The organism is Saccharothrix tamanrassetensis, assembly GCF_014203665.1.
GTDB lineage: Bacteria > Actinomycetota > Actinomycetes > Mycobacteriales > Pseudonocardiaceae > Actinosynnema > Actinosynnema tamanrassetense.
Genome location: NZ_JACHJN010000004.1, coordinates 190,164 through 213,601, shown reverse-complemented (window position 1 = coordinate 213,601; position 23,438 = coordinate 190,164). Strand labels below are relative to the sequence as shown.

Genomic DNA, 23,438 nt, shown 5'->3' with positions numbered 1-23,438 from the left:
AGCCCCGGACGTGTTGGGAGGGGCGTCCCGCTGAGACGCCCCTCCCGCCGGCCGGGGATCAGCCGTTGACGTTGACGTCGTCGCCGTCAACGATCCCGCCCGCGGCGCAGTTGTCGATGAACACCGGCGAGTTGATCGGCACCGCGGCGCCGAGGACGCCGACGTTGTTGCCGCACGCGCCGACGACCGCGTTCACGTTGTTGCCGTTCAGCGCGCTCACGATCGGACCGTTGGTCCAGTGCGGACCGTCGTGGCCGTCGTTGGCGTGGCCGGCATCGCCGGGCTCGCCGGTGACGGCGAACGCGGGCGAGCCGAGCATCATGAAGCCGGCCGCGATGGCGGCGACAGCACCTGCCTTCTTCAGCACGTCAGCTCTCCTTCGGTAGTGGTCTGACCGGCGGAAATCTCCGAGACCCGGTTCAGTGACGCGCATTTCGACCCGAGCGGGTGAATGCGCGGGTGTTGCGCTGGACTTGCTGCCGGCACACGGCAAGGGCGTCACCGGAGTTGTCACCGGTGACGCCCCTGTCGAGTTCAGCCTGTCAACGAATCGTGCTGTCGACCGTGGTTGGTAATCAGCCGTTGACGTTGACGTCGTCGCCGTCGACAATGCCGCCCGCGGCGCAGTTGTCGATGAACACCGGCGAGTTGATCGGCACCGCGGCGCCGAGGACGCCGACGTTGTTGCCGCACACGCCCACGACCGCGTTCACGTTGTTCCCATTGAGCGCGCTCACGATCGGACCGTTGGTCCAGTGTGCTCCGTCACCGGCCGCGAACGCGGGGGAACCGAGCATCATGAGGCCCGCCGCGATGCCGACGATTGCGCCTGCCTTCTTCAGCACTTCAATCTCCTTCGTGTCGGGATTTCCCCGTACTCTCCGGAGTCTTCGGGGATCTCCGGACGCTGGGGCCCTCTGGTGGAAAATTTACCGAGCAAGTACGTGGCATCGGGGCTCGGTAACACCATCGTGTGACACGTTGTCCGTGATCTATCGCCTGTTCCGGTATTAGCCGATCGGTGATTGGGTCACGGACTGCTGACTGTGGTAGTGCCTCTGCCGACTGGCGGTGGGGCGAACTCAGTCGTCGTGGTGGTCCGAGCCGTGGCCCCAGTGGTGGTGGTGGTCCTCGTGGTCGTGGTCCTCGTCGACCTCGACGTCGGGGTTCGAGCAGTGGCCCTGGTCGTTGTTCGACAGGATCGGGACGGCGATGACGTTGACGTCCAGGTGGCAGACGTTGAGGTCGCTGAGGACCTCGGAGTCCTCCAGGTTGACCAAGCCCATCTGGTGGGTCGAGTCGATGTCCCGGGCCGAGGAGACCAAGTAGTCGACGTCGTCGGAACCACCCGGCTCGCCCGCGTAGGCGGGGGAGGCCATGAGCAGCATTCCGGCGGTGATGGCAGTGAAAGTGCCGGCCTTCTTCAGCATGCAACTACTCCCTTGTGTTTCGTTCCGACGACATTCCGCCGTCGTGGGTTCCGAACTGCGGTGCGTCGAACTGCGCGAGCCGGAGGGGCGGCGCGTGGCGCTCGCCCGATCCCACCCCTCCGGCCCGGCGTTGCTGCCCCGGATTGACCGGAACCGCCTATGTCAGTCGTCGACCTCGACCTCGAGGTCCGGGTTCGAGCAGGAGCCCTGGTCGTTGTTCGACAGGACCGGCACCGCGATGACGTTCACGTCGATGTGGCAAGCGTTGATGTCGCTCACGATCTCGGTCTCGTCGGTGTTCACCAGACCGAGCTGTTCGGTCAGGTCCAGCTCGGTGTCGGCGAACGCGGGGGAGCCGAGCATCATCAGGCTAGCGGCGATAGCGGTCGCCGCGGCCACCTTCTTGTACACGTGAATGTCTCCTTGGATGTATATCGTCGACGTGCGGTAGCTCGCCAGACCATGATCTTGCGGCTTCCGCGTGGTGCACGATACTCAGAAGATGCGTGGGATATTAAGCGGAATCATACGATAGTGGGAATCTCGGCCCTATTTTCCCTCTATCGGTGGAAATCTGCGCCTTTCGGGTTTCGCGAGCGGCTTTGGTGTGCGCCCTGGTTGTCGTAGGCTTCCCGCCCTATGGACGCCGCTGAGCTGGTGCGCGAGTACCTGGCGCTCGGGCTGCGCCTGGACCGGCTCAGCCCCGGCCTGGTCGACTCGTACACCGGCGACCGGGCGCTGCGCCGCGCGGTGGACGACGAGCCCCGGCCGCACCCCGCCACGCTGGCCCAGCGCGCGTCCCTGCTGCGCCGCGAGCTGGTCGGCAGCGACCTGGAGCCCGCCCGCAAGCGCTTCCTGGACGCCCAGCTGACGGCCCTGGAGTGCACCGCCCGCAAGCTCGCCGGGGTGCGCGTCGCCTTCGTGGACGAGGTGCGGGCGTACTTCCAGGTCGACGTCCGGCCGGGCAGCCCGGACGCCTACCGCCTCGCGCACGCCCGGCTGGACGAGGTGCTGCCCGGCGGCGGGTCGCTGGCCGAGCGGCTGGCCGACCACCGCGCGGACGACGCGGTGCCCCCGCGCAAGCTCGACGCCGCCGTGCACGCCCTGTCCAGCGCCCTGCGCGACCTGGTCCGGCGGCACTTCGCGCTGCCGGAGCACGAGGTCGTGGAGTACGAGATCGTCACGGACAAGCCGTGGAGCGGGTTCAACTACTACCTGGGCGACTTCCGGTCCAGGGTGGCCGTCAACGCCGACCTCGGCCACCGCATGTCCAACCTGCCGCACCTGGTCGCGCACGAGTCCTACCCCGGCCACCACACCGAGCACTGCCGCAAGGAGGTCGGCCTGGTCGGCAAGCGCGGGCACGCCGAGCAGTCGATCTTCGTCATCAACACCCCGCAGTGCCTGATGGCCGAGGGCATGGCGGAGCTGGGCCTGCACGCGGCGGTCGGGCCGGGCTGGGGCCGGTGGACCGAGCTGGTCCTGCGCGACGTGGGCCTGCGCCTGGAGGGTGACCAGGCCGAACGGGTCGAAGCGGCGACCGCCGGGCTGATCGCCGTGCGGCAGGACGCGGCGCTGATGCTGCACGACCGGCGGGCCTCGCCGGACGACGTGGTGGCGTTCCTGCGGCGCTGGCTGCTGGTGCCCGAACGGCGCGCGCGGCAGATGCTGCGGTTCCTGGCCGACCCCCTGTGGCGGGCCTACACGACCACCTACGTGGAGGGCGCGCGCCTGGTCGGGTCCTGGTTGGAACTGCGTCCACCTTCTGAGACACCGGCTGAGCGTTACCTGAGACTTTTGGATGAACCGATGGTGCCCCGCGCCTTGGCGGACGACCTGCGCGACGGGGTGGCCTGGCTGCCGCACAACGGTGCCTAGCAGCGCTCACCCAGGCCGGTGTACTGCAGCTGAGCTGCGCGGACCACGCCGTGTGGTGGGGACGTGACGGCCGGTTGCCGTACTCCGGAGCCGCTCCGGAGGCCTTTCCGCCGTTTTGCGGTTACGTGACGAATTGGCGAATCACCTGTGTGGCTGCCTGCAAACCGGGTGCCGGCGGAGGTAACTTCCGACTTGGCGGACCGCGTCCACTGCGGACCGCGCAGGGAGGCCCTGATCGTGGCTGTTGTCGAACTGCCGGTTCCGCCGGCGACGATGAGCGCGAGGGGGCCGGCACCCGGCCCTCGTGGCCGACGCGTCTGACACGCGCCGGTCGATCAGGGCAGTGCCTGGCCCAGCGAGGAGCGGACGCGGGTGCCGCGTTCGTGAGGGAGTTGCCGTGAACGCACGACGACCCGCGAGCCGTTCCTCAGGCTCATCGCGCAGCACTTCCCGGCGCCGTGGCGCGCCGACCGCCCATACGTACGTGGTGGACACGTCCGTGCTGCTCTCCGACCCCCTGGCCATGACGCGGTTCGCCGAGCACGAGGTCGTGCTGCCGCTCGTGGTGATCAGCGAGCTGGAGGGCAAGCGGCACCACCCCGAGCTGGGCTGGTTCGCGCGGGAGGCGCTGCGTCTGCTCGACGACCTCAGGCTCCAGCACGGACGCCTGGACCACCCGGTGCCGATCGGCGACGACGGCGGCACCCTGCGCGTCGAGCTCAACCACTCCGACCCGGAGGTGCTGCCCGCGGGTTTCCGCACGGACTCCAACGACGCCCGGATACTGGCCTGCGCGCTCAACCTCGCGGCCGACGGCGACGTCGTCACCCTGGTCACCAAGGACATGCCGCTGCGGGTCAAGGCCGGCGCGGTGGGTCTGCCCGCCGAGGAGTACCGCGCCCACGACGTGACGCTGTCCGGGTACACCGGGATGTCCGACGTGGACGTCGACCAGTCCGTGGTGGACGCGCTCTACCGGGACGGCGTGGTCGAGCCGGTCGAGTTCGGCCTGGAGCGCGTCGCGGAGCTGCCCTGCCACGGCGGGCTGCGCCTGCTGGCGGGCACGTCGAGCGCGCTGGGCCGGGTCACCCCGGACAAGCGGATCAGGCTGGTCCGCGGCGACCGCGAGGCGTTCGGGGTGCACGGCCGGTCCGCCGAGCAGCGGGTGGCGCTGGACCTGCTGCTGGACACCGAGGTCGGCATCGTCTCGCTGGGCGGACGGGCCGGCACCGGCAAGTCGGCGCTCGCGCTGTGCGCGGGCCTGGAGGCGGTCATGGAGCGCCGCCAGCACCGCAAGGTCGTGGTGTTCCGCCCGCTCTACGCGGTGGGCGGGCAGGAGCTGGGCTACCTGCCCGGTTCCGAGAGCGAGAAGATGCAGCCGTGGGCGCAGGCGGTGTTCGACACCCTCGGCGCGCTGGTCAGCCAGGACGTGGTGGAAGAGGTGATGGACCGCGGCATGCTGGAGGTGCTGCCGCTGACCCACATCCGGGGCCGGTCGCTGCACGACTCGTTCGTGATCGTGGACGAGGCGCAGTCGCTGGAGCGCAACGTGCTGCTCACCGTGCTGTCCCGGCTGGGCGCGAACTCGCGGGTGGTGCTCACCCACGACGTGGCGCAGCGGGACAACCTGCGGGTCGGCCGGCACGACGGCGTGGCGGCGGTGATCGAGAAGCTGAAGGGTCACCCGCTGTTCGCGCACGTGACGCTGACCCGTTCGGAGCGCTCGCCGATCGCCGCGCTGGTGACCGAGATGCTGGAGGACTACGCCTCCTGACGCGATGAAGGGAGGGGGAGCTTTCCGGTCGGAAAGCTCCCCCTTCCCCGTTGTCCACCGCTGTGCGGCGCGAGCCGCTAGTCGAGAGCGCGCCGCATGAAGCCGCGCATCCCGAGCGCGCCGAAGCCGATGATCGAGCCGACCAGCACCACGAAGCACACCCACAGCGGCATGTGCGGGACGTGCGGCGCCAGCACCGCCCGCGTGCCCTCGCTGACGTAGGTCAGCGGGTTGAGCGCGCACACCACCTGGAACCACCGCAGGTTGTCCAGTTCGGTCCACGGGAACTGCGCGGAGCCGGTGAACAGCAGTGGCGTCAGGATGACCGCGAACATCACGGTGATGTGCCGGGACGACACCGCGGTACCGATCACCATGCCCACCGCCGCGCCCGCCAGCGAGCCCAGGACGATCACCAGCAGCGCCACCGGCAGGCCCGACACCGGCCACGTGACGTCCAGCATGAGGAAGCCGATCGGGATCATCAGGACCGCCGCGAGCAGACCGCGCAGCGCGCCGAACACCATCTTCTCCACCGCCACCAGCGGGATCGGGATGGGCGCCAGCAGCCGGTCCTCGATCTCGCGGGTCCAGGAGAAGTCCAGCACCAGGGGCAGGGTGGTGTTCTGGAGCGCGCCGAGGAAGCCGTTCATCGCGACGATGCCGGGCAGCAGCACGGCCGCGAAGTCACCCTGCACGAAACCGATGTCGCCGAGCACCTTGGCGAAGATGAACAGGATGAAGAACGGCTGGATGATCACCTGCGCGAGGAAGCTGGGCAGTTCCCGGCCGGTGACGAAGATGTCGCGCCAGATGATGGCGTTGAACGTGCGCAGCGCGGTCATCGCAGCTCCCGGCCGGTCAGGTGGATGAACACGTCTTCCAGGCTCGGCTTGCCGATGGCCAGGTCGGTCACCGCGCAGTCCAGGCGTTCCAGGGTGCGCACGACGTCCGGCAGTGCCACGGCGGGGGCGATGTCGGTGTAGAGGCGGAACAGGTGCGCCCCGTCCGCGTCGGCGATCCGCTCGACCCGCTGCACGCCGTCCACTGCGGACAGCGCGTGGTCCACCGGGTCGGGCCCGGTGCCGTCGAGGCCGACGGTGACGCTGAGCGTCGTGCTGCCGGGCAGCGTGTCGGTCAGCGCGGTGGGGGAGTCGAGCGCCAGCAGCTTGCCGTGGTCGACGATGCCGACCCGGTCGCACAGTTTGTGCGCCTCGTCCATGTCATGGGTGGTCAGCACCACCGTCACGCCGTCCGCGTGCAGCGCCGCCACCCGTTCGTGGACGAACAGCCTGGCCTGCGGGTCGAGACCGGTCGACGGCTCGTCCAGGAACAGCACCTTGGGCCGGTGCATCAGGGCGCGCGCGATCATCAGCCGTTGCGCCTGGCCGCCGGACAGGGTGTCGACCAGGGCCTTGGTGTGGTCCTGCAAACCCATCCGGACCAGCACCTCGTCGGCCAGCCTGATGCGCTCGGCGCAGCCGATGCCGTGGTAGGCGGCGTGGAACAGCAGGTTCTGCCGGACGTTCAGCGCCCGGTCCAGGTTGTTGCGCTGCGGGACGACCGCCAGCAGTCGCCGGGCCTTCTCCGAGTCGGCCACCACGTCGACGCCCTCCACCAGGGCTCGGCCCGACGTCGGCCGCACCCTGGTGGTCAGCACCCCCACGGTGGTCGTCTTGCCCGCCCCGTTCGGGCCGAGCAGGCCGAACACCTCACCCCGGCGCACGGTGAACCCGAGACCGTCCACGGCGGGCCTCTTACCGTTCTTGTAGACCTTCACCAGGTCCGACACCACCACGGCTTCGTCCACGCGGTCCAGCGTATTCAGCCGGTGCAACCGACTTCGGCCCGCGGCGCGTCGACCAGCCGGGGGACAGTCCTGCGCGGACCCCTCACCAGCCGCCGGGCAGCGGACGTCCCTCCGCGAAACCGGCCGCCGACTGGATGCCCAGGGTCGCCCGGTCGTGGAACTCCGCGAGGTTCGCCGCACCCGCGTAGGTGCACGCCGACCGCACGCCCGCGGTGATGGAGTCCAGCAGGTCCTCCACGCCGGGGCGGTTCGGGTCCAGGCGCATCCGGGAGGTCGAGATGCCCTCCTCGAACAGGCCCTTCCGGGCGCGGTCGAACGCGTTGTCGGTCCGGGTCCGCGCGGACACCGCCCGCTTGGACGCCATGCCGAACGACTCCTTGTACAGCCGGCCCGACTCGTCGTGGTGCAGGTCGCCGGGCGACTCGTAGGTGCCCGCGAACCAGGACCCGACCATGGCCGCGCTCGCGCCGGCGGCCAGCGCCAACGCCACGTCACGCGGGTGCCGCACCCCGCCGTCCGCCCAGACGTGCTTGCCCAGCGCGCGCGCCTGCGCCGCGCACTCGGCGACCGCCGAGAACTGCGGCCGGCCCACGCCGGTCATCATCCGGGTGGTGCACATCGCGCCCGGCCCGACGCCGACCTTGACCACGTCCGCGCCCGCCTCGACCAGGTCGCGCACGCCCTCGGCGGTGACCACGTTGCCCGCCACCACCGGCACCGTCGGCGACGCCTCGCGCACGGCCCTCAGCGCGGACACCATCTTCTCCTGGTGCCCGTGCGCGGTGTCCACGACCAGCGCGTCCACGCCCGCCTTGAGCAGCTCGTCGGCCTTGGCGCGCACGTCGCCGTTGACCCCGATCGCCGCCGCGACCCGCAGCCTGCCCTCGGCGTCCACCGCCGGGGTGTAGACGTCGGCGCGCAGCGCGCCCAGCGCCGTCATGATGCCCCGCAGCCGCCCGTCGGCGTCCACCCCGAGCGCGACCTTCTGCGCACCGCCGTGCAACCGGTCGAACACCTCGCGCGGCGGGGTGTCCAGCGGCAGCGTGACGATCCGCTCGTCCGCGACGTCGAACAGCCGGGTGAACCGGTCGACACCGCCGCAGGCGTCCTCGTCCACGACGCCCACCGGCCGCCCGTCGTCGTCCACGACGACCACCGCGCCGTGCGCCCGCTTGTGCAGCAGGTTGTAGGCGTCGGCCACCGAGTCGCCGGGGTGCAGGGTGAGCGGCGTGTCCCAGACCGGGTGCCGCTCCTTCACCCAGGAGACGATCTCGGTCACCGCGTCCGGGGCGACGTCCTGCGGCAGCACCACCAGGCCGCCGCGACGGGCCACCGTCTCGGCCATCCGGCGCCCGGCGACCGCGGTCATGTTCGCGACCACGACCGGGATGGTCGCCCCCGTGCCGTCGGAGGTCGACAGGTCCACGCCGAACCGGGATTCCACGGCCGAGCGGCCGGGCACCAGGAAGACGTCGTCGTAGGTCAGGTCGTAGCTGGGCCGATGCCCTTCGATGAATCGCACGAGAGCTTGACACTACCCGTCGTCGTCCTGTTCCGCCCTCGACCGCGGACATCCGACAGCGTGCGGCGAACCGGCACCGGGTCGGGTGATCGTCCAGGTGACGACCGGCCGTCATGACCCGACACGAGGAGTGACCCTGCCCTGTCGGGTGGTCCGCGGCGGGCGGACCGTGCGTCGGGGATCAGGGTTCGGCGGTCGCCGCGGGGCCACCTCCCTTCGGCAGCAGTGCCCGGACCGCGTCGATGGTGTCGGCCTCGGCGGCGTCCTTGTCCGGCCGGTACCGCACGACGCGGGCGAAGCGCAGCGCCACGCCGCCGGGGTAGCGCGGGCTGACCTGGACGCCGTCCAGCTCGATCTCGATCACCAGCTCGGGGCGCACCTCGACCACCCAGTCGCCCCGGTCGGTCGCGATGGCCAGCAGTTCCCGGGTCTGCCAGGCGAGCAGCTCGTCGGTCAGGCCCTTGAACGTCTTGCCCACCATCACCGGCGGTCCGCCGTCCGGGTCGCGGGCGCCCAGGTGCAGGTTGGACAGCAGGCCCTTGCGCCGCCCGCTGCCCCACTCGACGCCGAGCACCACCAGGTCCAGGGTGTGCACCGGCTTCACCTTCTGCCACGACCGGCCGCGCCTGCCCGCCGCGTACACCGAGTCCAGCGACTTCACCACGACGCCCTCGTGGCCCGCCGCCAGCGCGGTGTCCAGCTCCTGCGCGGCCCGCTGCTCGTCCGGCTCGACCACGCCCGGTATGACGTGGTCGCCCGCCGCCTCGCGCAGCGCGGCCAGGCGGTCGCGCAGCGGCTCGTCGAGCAGGTCGACGCCGTCCAGGTGCAGGCAGTCGAAGAAGAACGGGCTGAGCAGCAGGTCCCGGGTGCTGCCCGCCGACGCGCGCGTCCCGGTGGCGTCGAGCAGGGCGCCGAACCGGCTCATCGTCTCCTGGAACGGCCGGGGTTTGCCGTCGTCGGCCAGCGCCAGCGTCTCCCCGTCCAGCACCACGGACGTGCACGGCAGCCCGCGCACCAGTTCCACCAGTTCGGGGACGGTCGCGGTGATCTCCCGCAGGGTGCGGGTGAACACGTGGACCTCGTCGCCGGACCGGTGCACCTGGATGCGCGCGCCGTCGAGCTTGTGCTCCACCACGCACGCGCCGAGCTCCGCCAGCGCCTCGGGCAGCGACTCGGCGGGCGAGGCCAGCATCGGGCGGACCGGCCGGCCGACCTCCAGCCGGAACGCCGCCAGCGCCGCTTCACCCGCCAGCGCCGCCACCGCCGTCTCCGGCAGCTTCCCGGACAGCATGAACGCCCGCCGGACCACCTCGCCGGGCACGTCGGCCGCCCGCGCGATGGCGTCCAGCATCACCCCTTCGAGGGCCCCTTGGCGCAGTTCACCGGTCAGCAGCCGGCGCAGGAAGTCCTGCTCCGGCCCGGTCGCCCGGCCGAACAGCGCGGTCAGCGCGTCGACCCGCCGCTGCGCCGAGCCCTTGCCGCTGATCGACGCGTACTCGCCGAGCGCCCGGTCCACCTCGGCCACCGTCAGCTCCGGCTGCGCGGCGGGCGGCGGCTTGACGTCGAACACGGTGCGGTAGCCCGCCCCGATGCGCCCCTGGCTGGGCACGCCGATCAGGAACGACACGACCGCGGGCGTGCTCATCCGGCGCACCAGCTCGGCCAGGGCGGAGACCTTGGCCAGGCGGGAGCGCGTCGCCGCCACGGCGGCGGATGTCTCGACGACTTCGGTGAACAGCACGTCGACCATGGTGCACCCGACCACCGACAATTTCCGCTTGTGGTGTCATGGCCGCGGGTCGGAGGCTTCCCGCAACTCCCGGACGGCCTGCCGGAGGCGGTCGGGGGTCAGCGCGGCGTAGCCCAGCACCAGGCCGGGGAACGTCGGCGAGCGCGCGTAGTTGGCCAGTGCGGGCGCGTTGACGCCGCGTCTGGCCAGGCGTTCCTGCAACGCCAGGTCGTCGGTGCCGTCGGGCAGGCGCAGCACCACGTGCAGGCCGGCGGCCACGCCGATCGGGGTCCACGCGGGCAGTTCGTCGGACAGGGCGTCGAGCAGCGCGTCCCGGCGGGCCCGGTAGAGCTGGCGGGTGCGGCGCAGGTGGCGGTCGTAGCCGCCGGTCCGCAGCAGCTGCGCGAACGCCGCCTGGTGCAGCGTGCCGGTGCCGAGGTCGTCCAGGCGTTTGCGTTCCACGATCGTGTCGCGCAGGTCGGGCGGCAGGACGAGCCAGCCCAGGCGCAACGCGGGTGCCAGGACCTTGCTGGCGCTGCCCTGGTAGACGACCCGCGTCGGGTCCAACGCCTGCATCGCGCCCATGGCGGGGCGGTCGTAGCGGTGTTCGGCGTCGTAGTCGTCTTCGATGACCAGGCCGTCGCGAGCGCGTGCCCAGTCCAGGAGCGCGCGCCTGCGTTCCGGGTGCAGCACCACGCCGAGCGGGAACTGGTGCGCGGCCGTGACGAGCACCGCGCGACTGTCCGTTGTGGACAGTTCATCGACCCGGATGCCCCTGTCGTCCACCGGGATCGGTCGGATGACCAGACCGTGTGACGCCAGCATGTCGGCCGCGCCGAAGTGGCTCGGCTCCTCGATCGCGACACCGGTGTGCCCCGCCGCTTTGAGCACCCGTCCCAGCAACGAGATGCCCTCGGCGGCCCCGTTCACCACGACCACCTCGGATGGCCGGGTCGCGACCGCCCGCACCCGGCCGAGGTAGTCGGCGAGTTCCTTGCGCAGCAACGGGAAGCCCGCCGGGTCGGGGTAGCCGAGTTCATCGGTGGTCAACGCGAGCAGCGCGGTCTTCTGCGCCTGCAACCACTCGTCACGAGGGAACGCGCTCAGCGCCGGCACGCCCGGCCTGAGGTCGAACTGCCAGCGCGGCGACTGCCGGGGCTGCTGCTCGAACGTGTTGGGCCACGTGCACGCCGCCGTGACGGTGGTGCCGGAGCCGCGTTTGGCGACCAGGTAGCCCTCGCCGATGAGCTGGGCGTAGGCGGAGGTCACCGTGCCCCGGGCGACGCCGAGCTGGTCGGCCAGGTCGCGGCTGGACGGCAGCCTGGTGCCCGGCTGGAGCCGCCCGTCGCGGACCGCGCGGCGCAGCTCGGACTCCACGGCCCGGCGGCCGGTGAGCCCGGGGAGCAGCAGCTCGCGATAAGTGGTCCAGTTGGCGGTCATCGAAGTGGAGCTTAATCCTGGACCACCGGTCGGTGAGGGTGGGCGGCATGAGAATCGCCATCGCATCCGGCGCGCTGACCTCGGTGATCGTGGGCGCCTCCGTCCCGGTGACCGGCATGCTCCAGGGATATCCGCTGCTCACCGGCCAGGCCATGCGGTACGCGCTGGGCGGGGTCGTCCTGCTCGGGTGGACGTTGGCGCGCGGTGGGCGGCTCGCCGTGCCCGCCCGGGGTGACTGGGCGGCGCTGTGCGCGCTGGTCGTCACCGGGATGCTCGGGTTCAACGCCTGCGTGCTCTACGCGCAGCGGTACGCCGAGCCGGGGTTCGTGGCGGCCGTGCTGGGTGCCAGCCCGTTGGTGCTGGCGCTGGTCGCGCCGGTGCTGGCCGGCCGGAAGCCCGCCGCGGTGGCCGTCGTGGGGGCCTCGGTGGTGGTCGCCGGGGTCGTGGTGCTGTCCGGCGGCGGGGCCTGGCACGGGCCGGGGCTGGCGCTCGCCGTGTTGACCATGCTCGGCGAGGCTTCGTTCACGCTGTTCGCGGTGGGCGTGGTGCGGCGGCTGGGCGGCGTCGCGGTGGCCACGTGGTGCTGCTTCATCGCGGCCGTCGTGGGCGGGGTGCTGGGCACGTTCTTCGGCGGGTGGCAGGTGCCGACGGTGCGGGAGGGCGCGGCGCTGGTGGTGCTCGGGACAGTGCTCACCGCGGTGGCGTTCGGGTTGTGGTACTTCGCGGTCGCGCAGCTGGGGGCGGACCGGGCCGGGGTGCTGATCGGCCTGATGCCGGTCGCGGGGCTGGTGGCGGCGGTGGCGTTGGGCGCGCAGGAGCTGACCGTCGTCGCGCTGGTCGGCGCGACGACGGTCGCCCTGGGCTGTGCGATCGGGTTGCGCGGCCGGGTCAGCGCCCGCCGCGCGCCATCCGCAGCACGTCCAGTGCCTCGTCCAGCTGCGCCTCGGTGAGCTTGCCGGGCACGTGGCCGCGTTCCAGGACGACCTCCCGGATCGTCCTGCGCTCCTTGAGCGACTGCTTCGCGACGGAGGCGGCCTCCTCGTACCCGAGGTAGCGGTTGAGGGGCGTGACGATGGACGGGGACGACTCGGCGTACTCGCGCAGGCGGTCGACCTGGGGCTCGGTGCCGGTCAGCACCTTGTCCGCGAGCAGGCGGGCGACGGCGGCCAGCAGGCGGGCCGACTCCAGCACGTTGCGGGCGATGACCGGGAGCATCACGTTGAGCTGGAAGTTGCCCTGCGAGCCCGCGAACGCCACCGCCGCGTCGTTGCCGATCACCTGCGCCACCACCATCATGGTGGCCTCGGAGATCACCGGGTTCACCTTGCCCGGCATGATCGACGACCCCGGCTGGAGGTCGGGCAGGGCCAGCTCGCCCAGGCCGGTGCGCGGGCCGGAGCCCAGCCAGCGCAGGTCGTTGGCGATCTTGAACAGGCCGACCGCGGTCGCGCGGAGCTGGCCGGAGATCTCCACCACGCCGTCCTGGGTGGCCTGCGCCTCGAAGTGGTCGCGGGCCTCGATCAGCGGCAGGCCGGTGACCGCCGCGAGTTCCGCGGAGACCGCCGCCCCGAAGCCCTCCGGGGCGTTCAGGCCGCTGCCGACGGCCGTCCCGCCGATCGGCAGCTCGGCCAGCCGGGGGAGGCTGGAGGCGAGCCGCTCGGCCCCGTACCGGACCTGCGCGGCCCACGCCCCGGCCTCCTGGCCGAGCGTGATCGGGACCGCGTCCATCAGGTGCGTGCGACCGGACTTGACCAGGTCGGACCACTCGGCGGCCCGGGTCTCCAGCACGCCCGCCAGGTGCTCCAGGGCGGGGATCACGGTGGTCATCACGGCCTCGGTCGCGGCGAGCCGAAGTGTGGTGGGGAAGGTGTCGTTGGACGACTGCGAGGCGTTGACGTGGTCGTTCGGGTGCACGTCCCGGCCCAGCGCCTGGGTCGCCAGGGTCGCGATGACCTCGTTGGCGTTCATGTTCGACGACGTGCCGGAGCCGGTCTGGAACACGTCCACCGGGAAGTGCGCGTCGTGCTCGCCGGCCGCGACCTCGTCCGCGGCGCGGGCGATCGCCCCGGCCACGTCCGCGTCCAGCACGCCCAGCCGCTGGTTCACCCGGGCCGCGGCGGCCTTGAGCAGCCCGAGCGCCCGGATCTGGGACCGTTCCAGCCCCCGCCCGGACACCGGGAAGTTCTCCACCGCGCGCTGCGTCTGCGCCCGCCACAGCGCGTCGACCGGCACCCTGACCTCGCCCATGGTGTCGTGCTCGACGCGGTACTCCTGTTCAGCCATGCCACCGAGTCTGGACCACCTTTCCTTGCTCGGCGCGGAAAGAGTGCACAGGGTGGGCTGGAACACCTATGGTCGAAGTCATGGACCAAGAGGTCGACCTGCTCATCGTCGGAGCCGGCCCCACCGGGCTGTTCGGCGCCTACTACGCGGGATTCCGCGACCTGTCCGTGGCGCTGGTGGACTCGCTGCCCGAGGCGGGCGGCCAGATCACCGCCATGTACCCGGAGAAGATGATCTTCGACGTGGCCGGGTTCCCCGCCGTGCGCGGTCGGGAGCTGGTCACCGCGCTCGTGCAGCAGGCGGACCAGTGGAAGCCCACCTACCTGCTCGGCAGGCAGGCCCGCACGCTGTCCACAGTGGACGACCGGTTGGTGGTCGGGCTCGCCGACGGCGGCGTGGTGCGGGCGGGCGCGGTGCTGATCACGGCGGGCATCGGCGAGTTCAAGCCGCGTCCGCTGCCCGCCGGCGGGGGCTGGCTGGGCCGCGGTGTGGTGCACTTCGTGCCCACGCTGAACGTCCACACCGGACAGGACGTCGTGGTGGTCGGTGGCGGCGACTCGGCGTTCGACTGGGCGCTGGCCCTGCACCCGATCGCCTCCAGCGTCACGATCGTGCACCGGCGTGCGACGTTCCGCGCCCACCCGCCGACCGTGCGGCAGGTGCGCGACCTTGGCGTGGAGATCGTCACCGACGCCGAAGTGCTGGAACTGCGCGGCGACGACCACGTGGCCGAGGTGGAGTTGGGCCTCAAGGGCGGCGACCGCAAGGTGCTGCCCGCGCACACCGTGGTGGCGGCACTCGGTTTCACGGCCGACCTGGGTCCCATCGAGTCGTGGGGCGTCGAACTGGACCACCGGGCGATCGTCGTGGACTCGACCATGAGGACCGCCCGCGACCGCGTCTACGCGGCGGGCGACGTGGCCCAGTACCCCGGGAAGGTCAAGCTCATCGCGACCGGCTTCGGGGAGGCCGCCACGGCGGTGAACAACATCGCCGTGGCGCTCAACCCCGAAGCACACCTGTTCCCGGGGCACTCCAGCAACGCGACCTGAGCTACCGGACCGCGGTCACCAGACCACCTGGACCTGCTCGCCGACGAACAGGTTGTCGAAGAACGTCACCGCCGCCTCGGGCGACAGGTGCACGCAGCCGTGCGACAGGTCGGACAGGCTGCCCTCGTGGAACGCGATGCCGCTGGACGTGAAGTACACCGCGAACGGCATCGGCGCGTTGTACGGCACGCTCCAGTCGTCCCTCACCTTGCGCAGCACCTGGAACGTGCCGGTGGGCGTCTCATAGCCGGGACGGCCGTGCGTGACCGGGACCGGGCCGTAGCTCACCCAGCCGTTGTAGATCAGCCACGCCTCGTTGGTGGACAGCTTCAGGCACGCCCCGTCCTGGATCGAGCAGGGTGTGCCGGTCGAAGCGCTTGCCGGGGCCGCGAGGCCGAAAGTCAAGGCCAGCGCGGCTATCACAGTGCCGAGCTTCCTCATCTCGTATCACCCCTCGGGCCCGGGGTACCCGGCCGGAGGGGAGGGCCAACCATCGGCTCAAGCGACGACCTGGACCTGTTCACCCGATTGGAGGCTCTCGAAGTACGTGGTGGCCGCGTCCATCGACAGGTGGACGCACCCGTGCGACTCGTCGGTGAGGCTGCCCTCGTGGAACGCGATGCCGTAGTTCGTGAAGTACGTCGAGTACGGCATCGGCGCGTTGTACGGCCTGCTCCACTCGTCCTTCACCTTGTGCAGCACCGGGAAGTAGCCGGTGGGCGTCTCGTAGCCGGGGCGGCCGGAGGTGATCGGCACCGGGCCGTACTCCACCCGGCCACCGCTGATCAGCCACGACTCGTTGGTGGAGAGCCGGACGCAGGCGCCCTCCGTGATGTCGCACGGGGTGCCCTCCACGGTCATCGGCGGAGGCGGCGGGGCGGGCTGCGGCGCGGGCGCCTGTGAAGTGGGCGCCTGGGGAGTGGGTGCGGGGGACGTGGGTGCCTCGGACGCCGGGGCGGGGCCGGATGTCGGTGCCGGCGAGGCGGCGGAAGGCGGTGCCGGCTCCGGGGTGGACGACGGGCCGGACGCGGACGGTCGGGCCGTCCCGCACGCCGTGGCCAGGAAAGCGATTGCCACCAACGCTGCCTTGCGCATTTCGGGTACCCCCAGGGTTGTGCCGTTCTGCCCTGGAGACGCCACCTGCGAACTGCCGGTTGCCCTTCCCGGATAACGAATCGGCCCTGGACGGGGGAAGGGCCGCCCCGTCGGAACGGGACGGCCCCTCGATCAGGACACCGGTGCGCGGCTAGCGGGTCAGACCGCACCCGCGTACGTGGTGATCCACGAGCGGAAGGCCGGGACGTCCATGTAGATCGACGGACCGGTCGCGCAGGTGGAGCTGCTGTTGCCGGCGCGGCTGGTGGCGCCGATCAGTTCCCACGTGCCGCCCACGGACTTGATCTGCGGACCGCCCGAGTCGCCGTAGCAGGCGCCCGCGCGACCACCGGGGTTGTTCGTGCAGATCTCGTACGCGCCGCTGATCCCCTGGCAGCTGCCGTCCGCCACGATGGACGTGTTCAGCTCCTGGAGGGTCACCGGAGCGCCGCCGCAGCCGCGCGGGGCGCAGGTCTGGCCCCAACCGATGATGCGGGTGGCGGTGCCGGTCGGACCGGACGCGGCAGACACCTTGATCGGCGTCTGGGTCACGTTGGTGGACAGGCGCAGCAGGGCGATGTCGTAGCTCGGGTGGTTCACGATCTGCGCACCGGTCGCGGTCGACCCGCCGCTGGAGCGGTTGGTCGAGCCGACCCGGACGCGGACCGAGGACGCCGAGCGGCCCTGCACGCAGTGCTTGGCCGTGACGACCCAGTTGGCCTTGATCAGCGAGCCGCCGCAGAAGTGGCTACCCGAGGTGCTCTGCAGGGACACCATGAACGAGTAGACCTGGGTGGCGTTGCCGCCGCCGACGATGTACGGCGTCACGCCGCCGTCCGCCTCAGGGGCCGCCGCCGCACCGCCCGCAGTGGCGAGCGCTGCCCCGACCGCCACCGCGAAAGCGGTGAACAGGGTACGAACCTTCATCATTTCCTCTCCGTGCCCGACGCAGGGGGCCGGGCACGAATCGGAAACTAGGGACGTATGGCGCTCCGTGACTACAGCCGTTCGGCCGGTTACCGCTAGTTGACTGTTAACAGATGGTCACGGGAGCGGGGGCAGCACCGGCTCGTCGGTGGGCCTCGGGTCGAAGTCGACCGAGGAGTACTCGCGCAACTTGGTCAACCGGTGGAAGCCGTCGATCATGCGCACCGTGCCGGACTTCGACCGCATCACGATCGACTGGGTCGTGCAGCCGCCCGCGCGATAGTGCACACCGCGCACCAAGTCACCGTCCGTGACGCCGGTCGCGCAAAAGAACACGTTGTCCCCGCGGACCAGGTCATTCGTGGTGAGGACCCGCTCCAGATCGTGACCGGCGTCGAGCGCCTTCTGCCGCTCGTCGTCGTCCTTCGGCCACAGCCGGCCCTGGATCGCGCCGCCCATGCACTTCAGCGCCGCCGCCGCGATGATTCCCTCCGGCGTGCCGCCGATGCCGACGAGCAGGTCGATGCCGGTGTTCGGACGCGCCGCCGAGATGGCTCCGGCGACGTCCCCGTCCGAAATGAAGTGGATACGAGCGCCCGCTTTCCGGACATCCGCCACGATCGACTCGTGCCGCGGTCGGTCCAGGATGCACACCGTCACGTCGGACACGTCGCTGTGCTTGGCCTTGGCGACCCGGCGGATGTTCTCCGCGATCGGGACCGTGATGTCGATGACGTCCGCCGCCTCCGGGCCGACCGCCAGCTTCTCCATGTAGAACACCGCGGACGGGTCGAACATCGCGCCCCGCTCGGCCGCCGCGAGCACCGCCAGCGCGTTCGGCATCCCCTTGGCCATCAGCGTGGTGCCGTCGATCGGGTCCACCGCGACGTCGCAGTCCGGACCGTCGCCGTTGCCGACCTCCTCGCCGTTGAACAGCATGGGCGCCTCGTCCTTCTCGCCCTCGCCGATCACGACCACGCCGCGCATCGAGACGGTGCCGATCAGCTTGCGCATGGCGTCGACCGCCGCACCGTCCCCGCCGTTCTTGTCGCCGCGCCCCACCCAGCGGCCGGCGGCCATCGCCGCGGCCTCGGTGACCCGCACCAGTTCCAGGGCGAGGTTCCGGTCGGGTGCTTCGCGACGACGCTCGGACGGACTGCTGCTGGACACCATGGACTCCTCCTGCGATTACCGGCCGGTAGACCAATCCTCGCACGTGGTCAGGCGTCGGCCACGTCCTCCTCGGTCACCGCGAGCGCTTGATCGATCCGTTCCCGGGCGCCCGCGAGCCGCCGCTCGCAGGTCTTCGCGAGCGCCTCGCCGCGTTCCCACAGCGCCAGCGACTCCTCCAGCGACAGGCCGCCCGCCTCCAGCCTGCGGACCACCTCCACCAGTTCGTCCCTGGCCTCCTCGTAGCCCGGCTCGCTCACCTGGACAACTTCCCCAATCGGTTCTGGACGTGCACCACGACGGACGCCACCGCCTGGTCGTAGCCGACGAACGCCTCGGCGAACTCGGCACCGTCACCCTCTCGCACCGCGTCGTCGATGCGGTGCTCGGCCTCCACGACGCGCCTGCGGTGCACCGAGCCGCGGGACAGCCACCAGCGCATCCCGGCGTAGCCCGAGGTCGCCTCGGACAGGTCGTGCAGCCTGCTGATCAGCACCTGGCCGCCGGACGTGCAGCCGGCCACCAGGGACAGCCAGCAGTCCGCGGCGGCGCGGTCGGCGGCCTCGGCGCGGTCGCGCACCGAGCGCACGCCGTCGCCGTCGCCCTCGGCGTTGCCGGCGGCGGCCATCGTCAAGGGCAGGAACGTGGGCTCACGTGCCGGAGCGGGCACCACCGCCTCCTTCCTCGACGTCCGGGCTCCCCTGGACGACCGCGTGCAAGGCCCCATCGGCCACGCGCACCCGGAGAAAGGTCCCCGCGGGCGCGTCGGAGATCGACCGGACCACCCCGTTCACCCCGTCGGGGGTGACGAGCTGCACCACGGCGTACCCACGCGCCAGCGTGGCGGCCGGTCCGAGGGTCGTCAAGCGGGCAGTGGTCCCGAGCAGCCCGGACGTCTCTGAATCGAGTCGGTTCCGGATCGCCCGGCGCGACCGCTCCCGCCACTGGTCCACGTCCTGCGCGCGCCGGTCCAGCGGCCCGTGCGGGTCGGAAAGCGCAGGACGCGTGCGCAGCGCGGCGAGCAGCTTGCGCTCCCGGTCCACCCAGCCGTGCAGCGCGCGCCGGCTGCGGTCGCGCATCTGGCGGATCCGGTCGGCCTCCTCGGCGACGTCGGGTACCACTCGTTTGCCCGCGTCGGTCGGGGTGGAGCACCTCAGGTCGGCCACGTGGTCCACCAGCGGGCTGTCCGGCTCGTGCCCGATCGCGGACAGCACCGGCGTGCGGGCCTGCGACACCGCGCGGCACAGCGCCTCGTCGGAGAACGGCAGCAGGTCCTCCACGCTGCCGCCGCCGCGGGCCAGCACGATCACGTCGACCTCGGGGTCGCGGTCCAGAGTCGACAGTGCGGTGAGGATCTGCGGCACGGCCAGAGTCCCTTGCACCGCAACGTTGACCACCCGGAAGCGGGCGCCCGGCCAGCGGGCGTGCGCGTTGGTCAGCACGTCCCGTTCGGCGGCCGACGCCCGGCCGGTGATCAGGCCGATCTTGTTCGGCAGGAACGGCGGCCTGCGCTTGCGGCGCGGGTCGAACAGGCCCTCGGCGGCGAGCAGCTTCTTGAGCCGCTCGATGCGGGCGAGCAACTCGCCGATGCCGACCGCGCGGATCTCGTCCACGCGCAGGCTCAGCGTGCCGCGGTTCGGGAAGTAGTTCGGCTTGCCGTGCACGACGACGCGGCTGCCCTCGGTCAGCTGGAGCTCGCGCACCATGTTCACCGGCGCGGTCAGCGTCATCGACATGTCGACGGACGGATCGCGCAGCGTGAGGAACGCGGTGGCGGTGCCGGGGCGCGCGCTCAACTGGGTGACCTGGCCCTCCACCCACACGTCGCCGAGCCGGTTGATCCACTCGAAGATTTTGCGGGCGACCGTGCGGACCGGCCAGGGGTTATCGGGACTGGACTTCTCGTCGGTCACGGGGTGTCAGGGCTCACAGGGGTGTCGGGGCTCACCGAGCCGCTCAGGTTGGCGATCCGGCGGGACAGCATCCCGGTGAACTCCGGCCGCCGCCCGTGCGAGCGCTCGTGCGCCAGCAGCTGCTCCAGATCCGCCGCGGACAGCGTCCGCAGCCGGGCCCTGAGCTGCGGCAACGTCAGCTCGTCGTAGTTCGGCAGGACGGCGGGCGGTTCGGCGGCCAGCGCCTGCTCCTCGGCCTCCCACGGGTCCTCGGGCTCGATCCCGGCGCCGGATCCGGCTCCGGCCCTCGGCTCGGCGAGGGGCACGTCCAGGTCGTCGTCGTCCTCGTCCTCGTCGAAGGTGGCCCACTCCGGCTCGTCCTCGGCCGGACGCAGCCCGGACAGCGCGTCGTCGCCCTTGATTGCGAGTTCCGTCACCCGCTGCTGGACCCGCATGGACAGTTGCAGCGCCTCGCTGACCACGGTCACCGGCAAGCCCGCCAGCTGCTTCGGGAGCTTGCGGGCCTGCTCGACGGCGGTGACCGCCAGTCCCGCGGCGAGGCGGACGGGCAGCGGCAGTGGCTTCATGGCGTCTAGCCTGCCGCAGTCGGGTGGTCGATGCCTACCTCCGGCACGCCCGTACCCTGGAGACATGGACAAGCGAGTGCTCCTGGCCAAGCCGCGCGGCTACTGCGCCGGCGTGGACCGCGCGGTCGTCACCGTGGAGAAGGCGCTGGAGCAGTACGGCGCGCCGGTGTACGTCCGCAAGGAGATCGTCCACAACAAGCACGTCGTGGAGACGTTGTCCAAGCGTGGCGCGATCTTCGTCGACGAGACCGACCAGGTGCCCGAGGGCGCGCTGGTGGTGTTCTCGGCGCACGGCGTGTCGCCGGCGGTGCACGCGGAGGCCGAGACGCGGCAGCTGCGGACCATCGACGCCACCTGTCCACTCGTGACGAAGGTGCACAACGAGGCCAAGCGGTTCGCCCGTGAGGACTACGACATCCTGCTGATCGGCCACGAGGGGCACGAAGAGGTCGAGGGCACGGCCGGCGAGGCCCCCGAGCACATCCAGCTCGTGGACACCGCCGAGGATGTGGACAAGGTCGTCGTGCGGGATCCGTCCAAGGTGGTGTGGCTGTCGCAGACCACGCTGTCGGTGGACGAGACCATGGTGCGGGTGCGGCAGTTGCAGGAGCGGTTCCCGGACCTCCAGGAGCCGCCGTCGGACGACATCTGCTACGCCACCTCCAACCGGCAGACCGCCGTGAAGACCATGGCGCCCGAGTGCGACCTGGTGCTGGTGGTGGGGTCGAAGAACTCGTCGAACTCGGTGCGGCTGGTCGAGGTGGCCTTGCAGGCCGGGGCCCGGGCGTCGTACCTGGTCGACTACGCGCGTGAGGTCGACCCGGCTTGGCTGGAGGGCGTGTCGACGGTCGGCGTGACCTCCGGGGCTTCGGTGCCGGACATCCTGGTGATGGAACTGCTGGAGTTCCTGGCCGAGCACGGGTACGGCGACGTCGAAGAGATCACCACGGCGAACGAGAAGATCGCTTTCGCGCTGCCTCGTGAACTGCGCAAGGACATGGTGCGCTGAGCTTCGGGGTTGGTAATCCCGTTGCGTTGAAAAAGGCGCGGGAGTTCGCGGGGACTGGGCTCAGTCCTCGTCGCGGGGGCGGGGGCGGCGTTGGGCCGGGCGCTTGGCCTTGCCCGGCTCGCGGGGCTCGCGGGGCTCGCGGGGCTGCCGCGGGCGGTCGCCGGACTGGGGGCGGGGGCGCTTGGGGCGTGGTTCGTCGCCGGTCTGGGGCTTGCGGCGGGGACGGTCGTCGTCCTCGGGCGTGGTGTCGCGGGCCGGGCGCTTGGGGCGCTCCTCGGCGGGCCGGTCCGGCTTGCGCTTGGCCTCGCGGATCTCGTCCTTGGTGAGGCGGTTCGGGTCCTTCTGCTTCATCACGCGGACGATGCCGATGATGACCGTGCAAGCGGTGGTGATGGCCATCGCCGGGAAGCCGTCGATCAGCGGTTTGCCCAGGCCCAGGCCGATCGACGGCAGGCCTCCGGCGGGCAGCCCGTCGACCAGGATCACCAGCAGCGGCACCACGATGGCCAGCACCAGGGGCGGCTGCACGATCGGGCCGAACATCGAGCGGCGTTCCACGAACACGACCGCACCGACCGCGCCGACGAAGAACGTGATGGCGAACACCCAGCCCACGGTCTTCGCCGACGAGCTCACGTCGACGTACGTGCCCACGATGGCCAGCACGAACGTCCCGAGCACCGCGGCCCACCAGGGCAGGCCGCGGAAGTTGCCGAAGAGGGCGCGGTCGTTCCAGCGGACGGGGTCGAGCTCCTCGTCCTCCGGCTCGCGCGTTGCAGCGGTCACGCCCACTCCTCGTTCGGCTCCGGCTCCGGTCACACACTCTATTACGCCTCGCGGGCGTCCAAGGGTGCACCGAGCCCCTCGTCGGTTCGCCGGACGAACGCGACGGGCGTCGGGCTGGACGAAGCGGCGGTCAACGGCTCCACGGCCGCGCGGAACCCCTCCAGGGCGTCCAGCTCGCGCCGACGGGCCGACAGGAACCGCTGGAGGTGGGTGCTGGACAGGTTCACCGCGTCGATGGCGCTGTCGGCGGCGCGGTGCGCCCGTGACGCCTGCGCGCGCACCTGCTCGACGTCATCGGCCAGCGCGCGGTCGGTGACGGCGAACATGGCGGCGGACGCGATGACCGCGAACCCGGTCGGCCCGCACAGGAACACCCGCCGGTCCAGCAGCCAGCGCAGCAGCTCCGGGTCGGTGTCCAGCGCGGCGACCACGGCGCCGTCGTTGGGCACGAACATGATCGTCCCGTAGATGGCGTCCGCCCAGCGCTGGTAGCCCTTGCCCGCCAGCTCGGCCGCGCGGGACCGGATGTTGCGGACGTGGACGCGCAGCGCGTCGACGCGTTCGGCCGGGTCGTCGGTCTCCACGGCCTCGGCCCAGGTCGCCATGCTCATCTTCGCGTCGACCGGGACCTGGCGTCCGCCGCCGACGTTCAGCACCAGGTCGGGCCGCACCGCGCCGCCGCCGGCGACGTCGACCTGGAGCCGGAAGTGCACGCCTTCCCGCAGGCCGAGCGCCCGCGCGGTCTCCACCAGGACCTGTTCGCCGAGTTCGCCCCGGCCGCTGACGGAGGAGAACGCCACCTCGTAGCGCTGGAGCGCGGCGCGGGTGGCGTCGCCGCGCTCCCGCTCCCGCTGCACGGCGGCCAGCGCGGCGTCGGCGCGCCGCACCCCGTCCTGGTAGAGCCGCCACAGGAACACCAGCGCACCGGCGAGCAGGAGCGCCACGACCACCGCCGCCGTGCTGAGGACCGCTGTCATGGGCCCGATCATCGCGCACGACGACCCGATCACACGTTCGAGCGACACGCCGAGTCGGATGGCGGGGTTCTGCCGGG

The 23,438-nt window shown here is 71.5% G+C and carries 25 protein-coding genes; 5 read left to right on the top strand and 20 right to left on the bottom strand.

Features of this window, described 5'->3' with window-relative positions:
• Positions 1 to 58: 58 nt before the first annotated feature.
• The 4 genes from FHS29_RS14050 to FHS29_RS14035 all read right to left on the bottom strand — a co-directional run bounded on the left by FHS29_RS14050 (position 59) and on the right by FHS29_RS14035 (position 1,841).
• Positions 59 to 367, bottom strand: a complete 309-nt coding sequence (locus FHS29_RS14050; RefSeq protein WP_184691074.1) for a hypothetical protein — start codon at positions 365 to 367, stop codon at positions 59 to 61.
• Between the two features lie 208 nt (positions 368 to 575).
• On the bottom strand, positions 576 to 845 hold the full coding sequence (locus tag FHS29_RS14045; RefSeq protein WP_184691073.1) for a hypothetical protein: 270 nt from the start codon (positions 843 to 845) through the stop codon (positions 576 to 578).
• Positions 846 to 1,082: 237 nt separating this feature from the next.
• Complete coding sequence (locus FHS29_RS14040) at positions 1,083 to 1,430, bottom strand: hypothetical protein (RefSeq protein ID WP_184691072.1); 348 nt, start codon at positions 1,428 to 1,430, stop codon at positions 1,083 to 1,085.
• A gap of 162 nt (positions 1,431 to 1,592) precedes the next feature.
• A complete protein-coding gene (locus tag FHS29_RS14035) occupies positions 1,593 to 1,841 on the bottom strand; it encodes a hypothetical protein (protein WP_184691071.1) in 249 nt (82 codons plus the stop codon).
• A gap of 228 nt (positions 1,842 to 2,069) precedes the next feature.
• Here FHS29_RS14035 and FHS29_RS14030 point away from each other — a divergent pair, with 228 nt between their 5' ends.
• Entirely contained in the window at positions 2,070 to 3,308 is a 1,239-nt protein-coding gene (locus FHS29_RS14030; RefSeq protein ID WP_184691070.1) for a DUF885 domain-containing protein, read from the top strand.
• 484 nt (positions 3,309 to 3,792) lie between these two features.
• Positions 3,793 to 5,082: an RNA 5'-3' helicase PhoH2 gene (phoH2, locus tag FHS29_RS14025; RefSeq protein WP_184691069.1), complete on the top strand. Its 1,290-nt coding sequence runs from the start codon at positions 3,793 to 3,795 to the stop codon at positions 5,080 to 5,082.
• 77 nt (positions 5,083 to 5,159) lie between these two features.
• Here the strand turns inward: phoH2 and FHS29_RS14020 are convergent, their stop codons facing one another.
• From FHS29_RS14020 to pdxR, 5 genes are all read right to left on the bottom strand, one after another.
• Complete coding sequence (locus tag FHS29_RS14020; protein ID WP_184691068.1) at positions 5,160 to 5,927, bottom strand: ABC transporter permease; 768 nt, start codon at positions 5,925 to 5,927, stop codon at positions 5,160 to 5,162.
• A complete protein-coding gene (locus FHS29_RS14015; protein WP_184691067.1) occupies positions 5,924 to 6,892 on the bottom strand; it encodes an ABC transporter ATP-binding protein in 969 nt (322 codons plus the stop codon). Before FHS29_RS14015 ends, FHS29_RS14020 begins: the two co-directional genes overlap by 4 nt.
• An 82-nt stretch (positions 6,893 to 6,974) precedes the next feature.
• On the bottom strand, positions 6,975 to 8,414 hold the full coding sequence (locus FHS29_RS14010; protein WP_184691066.1) for a GuaB1 family IMP dehydrogenase-related protein: 1,440 nt from the start codon (positions 8,412 to 8,414) through the stop codon (positions 6,975 to 6,977).
• 181 nt (positions 8,415 to 8,595) lie between these two features.
• Positions 8,596 to 10,155: an ATP-dependent DNA ligase gene (locus FHS29_RS14005; protein ID WP_184691065.1), complete on the bottom strand. Its 1,560-nt coding sequence runs from the start codon at positions 10,153 to 10,155 to the stop codon at positions 8,596 to 8,598.
• A gap of 45 nt (positions 10,156 to 10,200) precedes the next feature.
• Positions 10,201 to 11,583 (bottom strand): MocR-like pyridoxine biosynthesis transcription factor PdxR, encoded by a 1,383-nt coding sequence (gene pdxR / locus FHS29_RS14000; protein WP_184691064.1) that lies wholly within the window; start codon positions 11,581 to 11,583, stop codon positions 10,201 to 10,203.
• Between the two features lie 47 nt (positions 11,584 to 11,630).
• Between pdxR and FHS29_RS13995 the strand changes: the two genes are divergently transcribed.
• The gene (locus FHS29_RS13995) at positions 11,631 to 12,533 is read left to right on the top strand and encodes a DMT family transporter (RefSeq protein ID WP_184691063.1); all 903 of its coding nucleotides are present in this window, start codon (positions 11,631 to 11,633) and stop codon (positions 12,531 to 12,533) included.
• On the opposite strand, the gene FHS29_RS13990 is transcribed toward FHS29_RS13995, so the two are convergent.
• Positions 12,472 to 13,866, bottom strand: a complete 1,395-nt coding sequence (locus FHS29_RS13990) for a class II fumarate hydratase (protein WP_184691062.1) — start codon at positions 13,864 to 13,866, stop codon at positions 12,472 to 12,474. The genes FHS29_RS13995 and FHS29_RS13990 overlap by 62 nt on opposite strands.
• 80 nt (positions 13,867 to 13,946) lie before the next feature.
• Here FHS29_RS13990 and FHS29_RS13985 point away from each other — a divergent pair, with 80 nt between their 5' ends.
• Positions 13,947 to 14,918 (top strand): NAD(P)/FAD-dependent oxidoreductase, encoded by a 972-nt coding sequence (locus FHS29_RS13985; RefSeq protein WP_184691061.1) that lies wholly within the window; start codon positions 13,947 to 13,949, stop codon positions 14,916 to 14,918.
• Between the two features lie 15 nt (positions 14,919 to 14,933).
• Here FHS29_RS13985 and FHS29_RS13980 read toward each other — a convergent pair whose 3' ends face one another.
• The 8 genes from FHS29_RS13980 to FHS29_RS13945 all read right to left on the bottom strand — a co-directional run bounded on the left by FHS29_RS13980 (position 14,934) and on the right by FHS29_RS13945 (position 20,589).
• Entirely contained in the window at positions 14,934 to 15,359 is a 426-nt protein-coding gene (locus FHS29_RS13980; RefSeq protein WP_184691060.1) for a L,D-transpeptidase, read from the bottom strand.
• Positions 15,360 to 15,416: 57 nt separating this feature from the next.
• Entirely contained in the window at positions 15,417 to 15,779 is a 363-nt protein-coding gene (locus FHS29_RS13975; protein ID WP_184691059.1) for a L,D-transpeptidase, read from the bottom strand.
• 393 nt (positions 15,780 to 16,172) lie between these two features.
• Complete coding sequence (locus tag FHS29_RS13970) at positions 16,173 to 16,940, bottom strand: S1 family peptidase (protein WP_184691058.1); 768 nt, start codon at positions 16,938 to 16,940, stop codon at positions 16,173 to 16,175.
• 117 nt (positions 16,941 to 17,057) lie between these two features.
• Positions 17,058 to 18,113, bottom strand: coding sequence for a class II fructose-bisphosphatase (gene glpX / locus FHS29_RS13965; RefSeq protein ID WP_184691057.1), 1,056 nt, complete (start codon positions 18,111 to 18,113; stop codon positions 17,058 to 17,060).
• 47 nt (positions 18,114 to 18,160) lie between these two features.
• A complete protein-coding gene (locus FHS29_RS13960; RefSeq protein WP_184691056.1) occupies positions 18,161 to 18,370 on the bottom strand; it encodes an exodeoxyribonuclease VII small subunit in 210 nt (69 codons plus the stop codon).
• Positions 18,367 to 18,780 carry a sugar ABC transporter substrate-binding protein gene (locus FHS29_RS13955; RefSeq protein ID WP_312864910.1) on the bottom strand — a complete coding sequence of 138 codons (414 nt, stop codon included), beginning with the start codon at positions 18,778 to 18,780 and terminating at the stop codon, positions 18,367 to 18,369. The genes FHS29_RS13960 and FHS29_RS13955 overlap by 4 nt, the downstream gene beginning before the upstream one ends.
• Positions 18,761 to 20,023: an exodeoxyribonuclease VII large subunit gene (gene xseA, locus FHS29_RS13950; RefSeq protein WP_184691055.1), complete on the bottom strand. Its 1,263-nt coding sequence runs from the start codon at positions 20,021 to 20,023 to the stop codon at positions 18,761 to 18,763. Before xseA ends, FHS29_RS13955 begins: the two co-directional genes overlap by 20 nt.
• Positions 20,020 to 20,589, bottom strand: a complete 570-nt coding sequence (locus FHS29_RS13945) for a lipid droplet-associated protein (RefSeq protein WP_184691054.1) — start codon at positions 20,587 to 20,589, stop codon at positions 20,020 to 20,022. The genes xseA and FHS29_RS13945 overlap by 4 nt, the downstream gene beginning before the upstream one ends.
• Before the next feature lie 64 nt (positions 20,590 to 20,653).
• Here FHS29_RS13945 and FHS29_RS13940 point away from each other — a divergent pair, with 64 nt between their 5' ends.
• Positions 20,654 to 21,598, top strand: coding sequence for a 4-hydroxy-3-methylbut-2-enyl diphosphate reductase (locus tag FHS29_RS13940; RefSeq protein ID WP_184691053.1), 945 nt, complete (start codon positions 20,654 to 20,656; stop codon positions 21,596 to 21,598).
• A gap of 60 nt (positions 21,599 to 21,658) precedes the next feature.
• Here FHS29_RS13940 and FHS29_RS13935 read toward each other — a convergent pair whose 3' ends face one another.
• Entirely contained in the window at positions 21,659 to 22,384 is a 726-nt protein-coding gene (locus FHS29_RS13935) for a DUF6542 domain-containing protein (protein ID WP_184691052.1), read from the bottom strand.
• Positions 22,385 to 22,425: 41 nt separating this feature from the next.
• On the bottom strand, positions 22,426 to 23,361 hold the full coding sequence (locus tag FHS29_RS13930; protein WP_184691051.1) for a DNA recombination protein RmuC: 936 nt from the start codon (positions 23,359 to 23,361) through the stop codon (positions 22,426 to 22,428).
• Between the last annotated feature and the right edge of the window lie 77 nt (positions 23,362 to 23,438).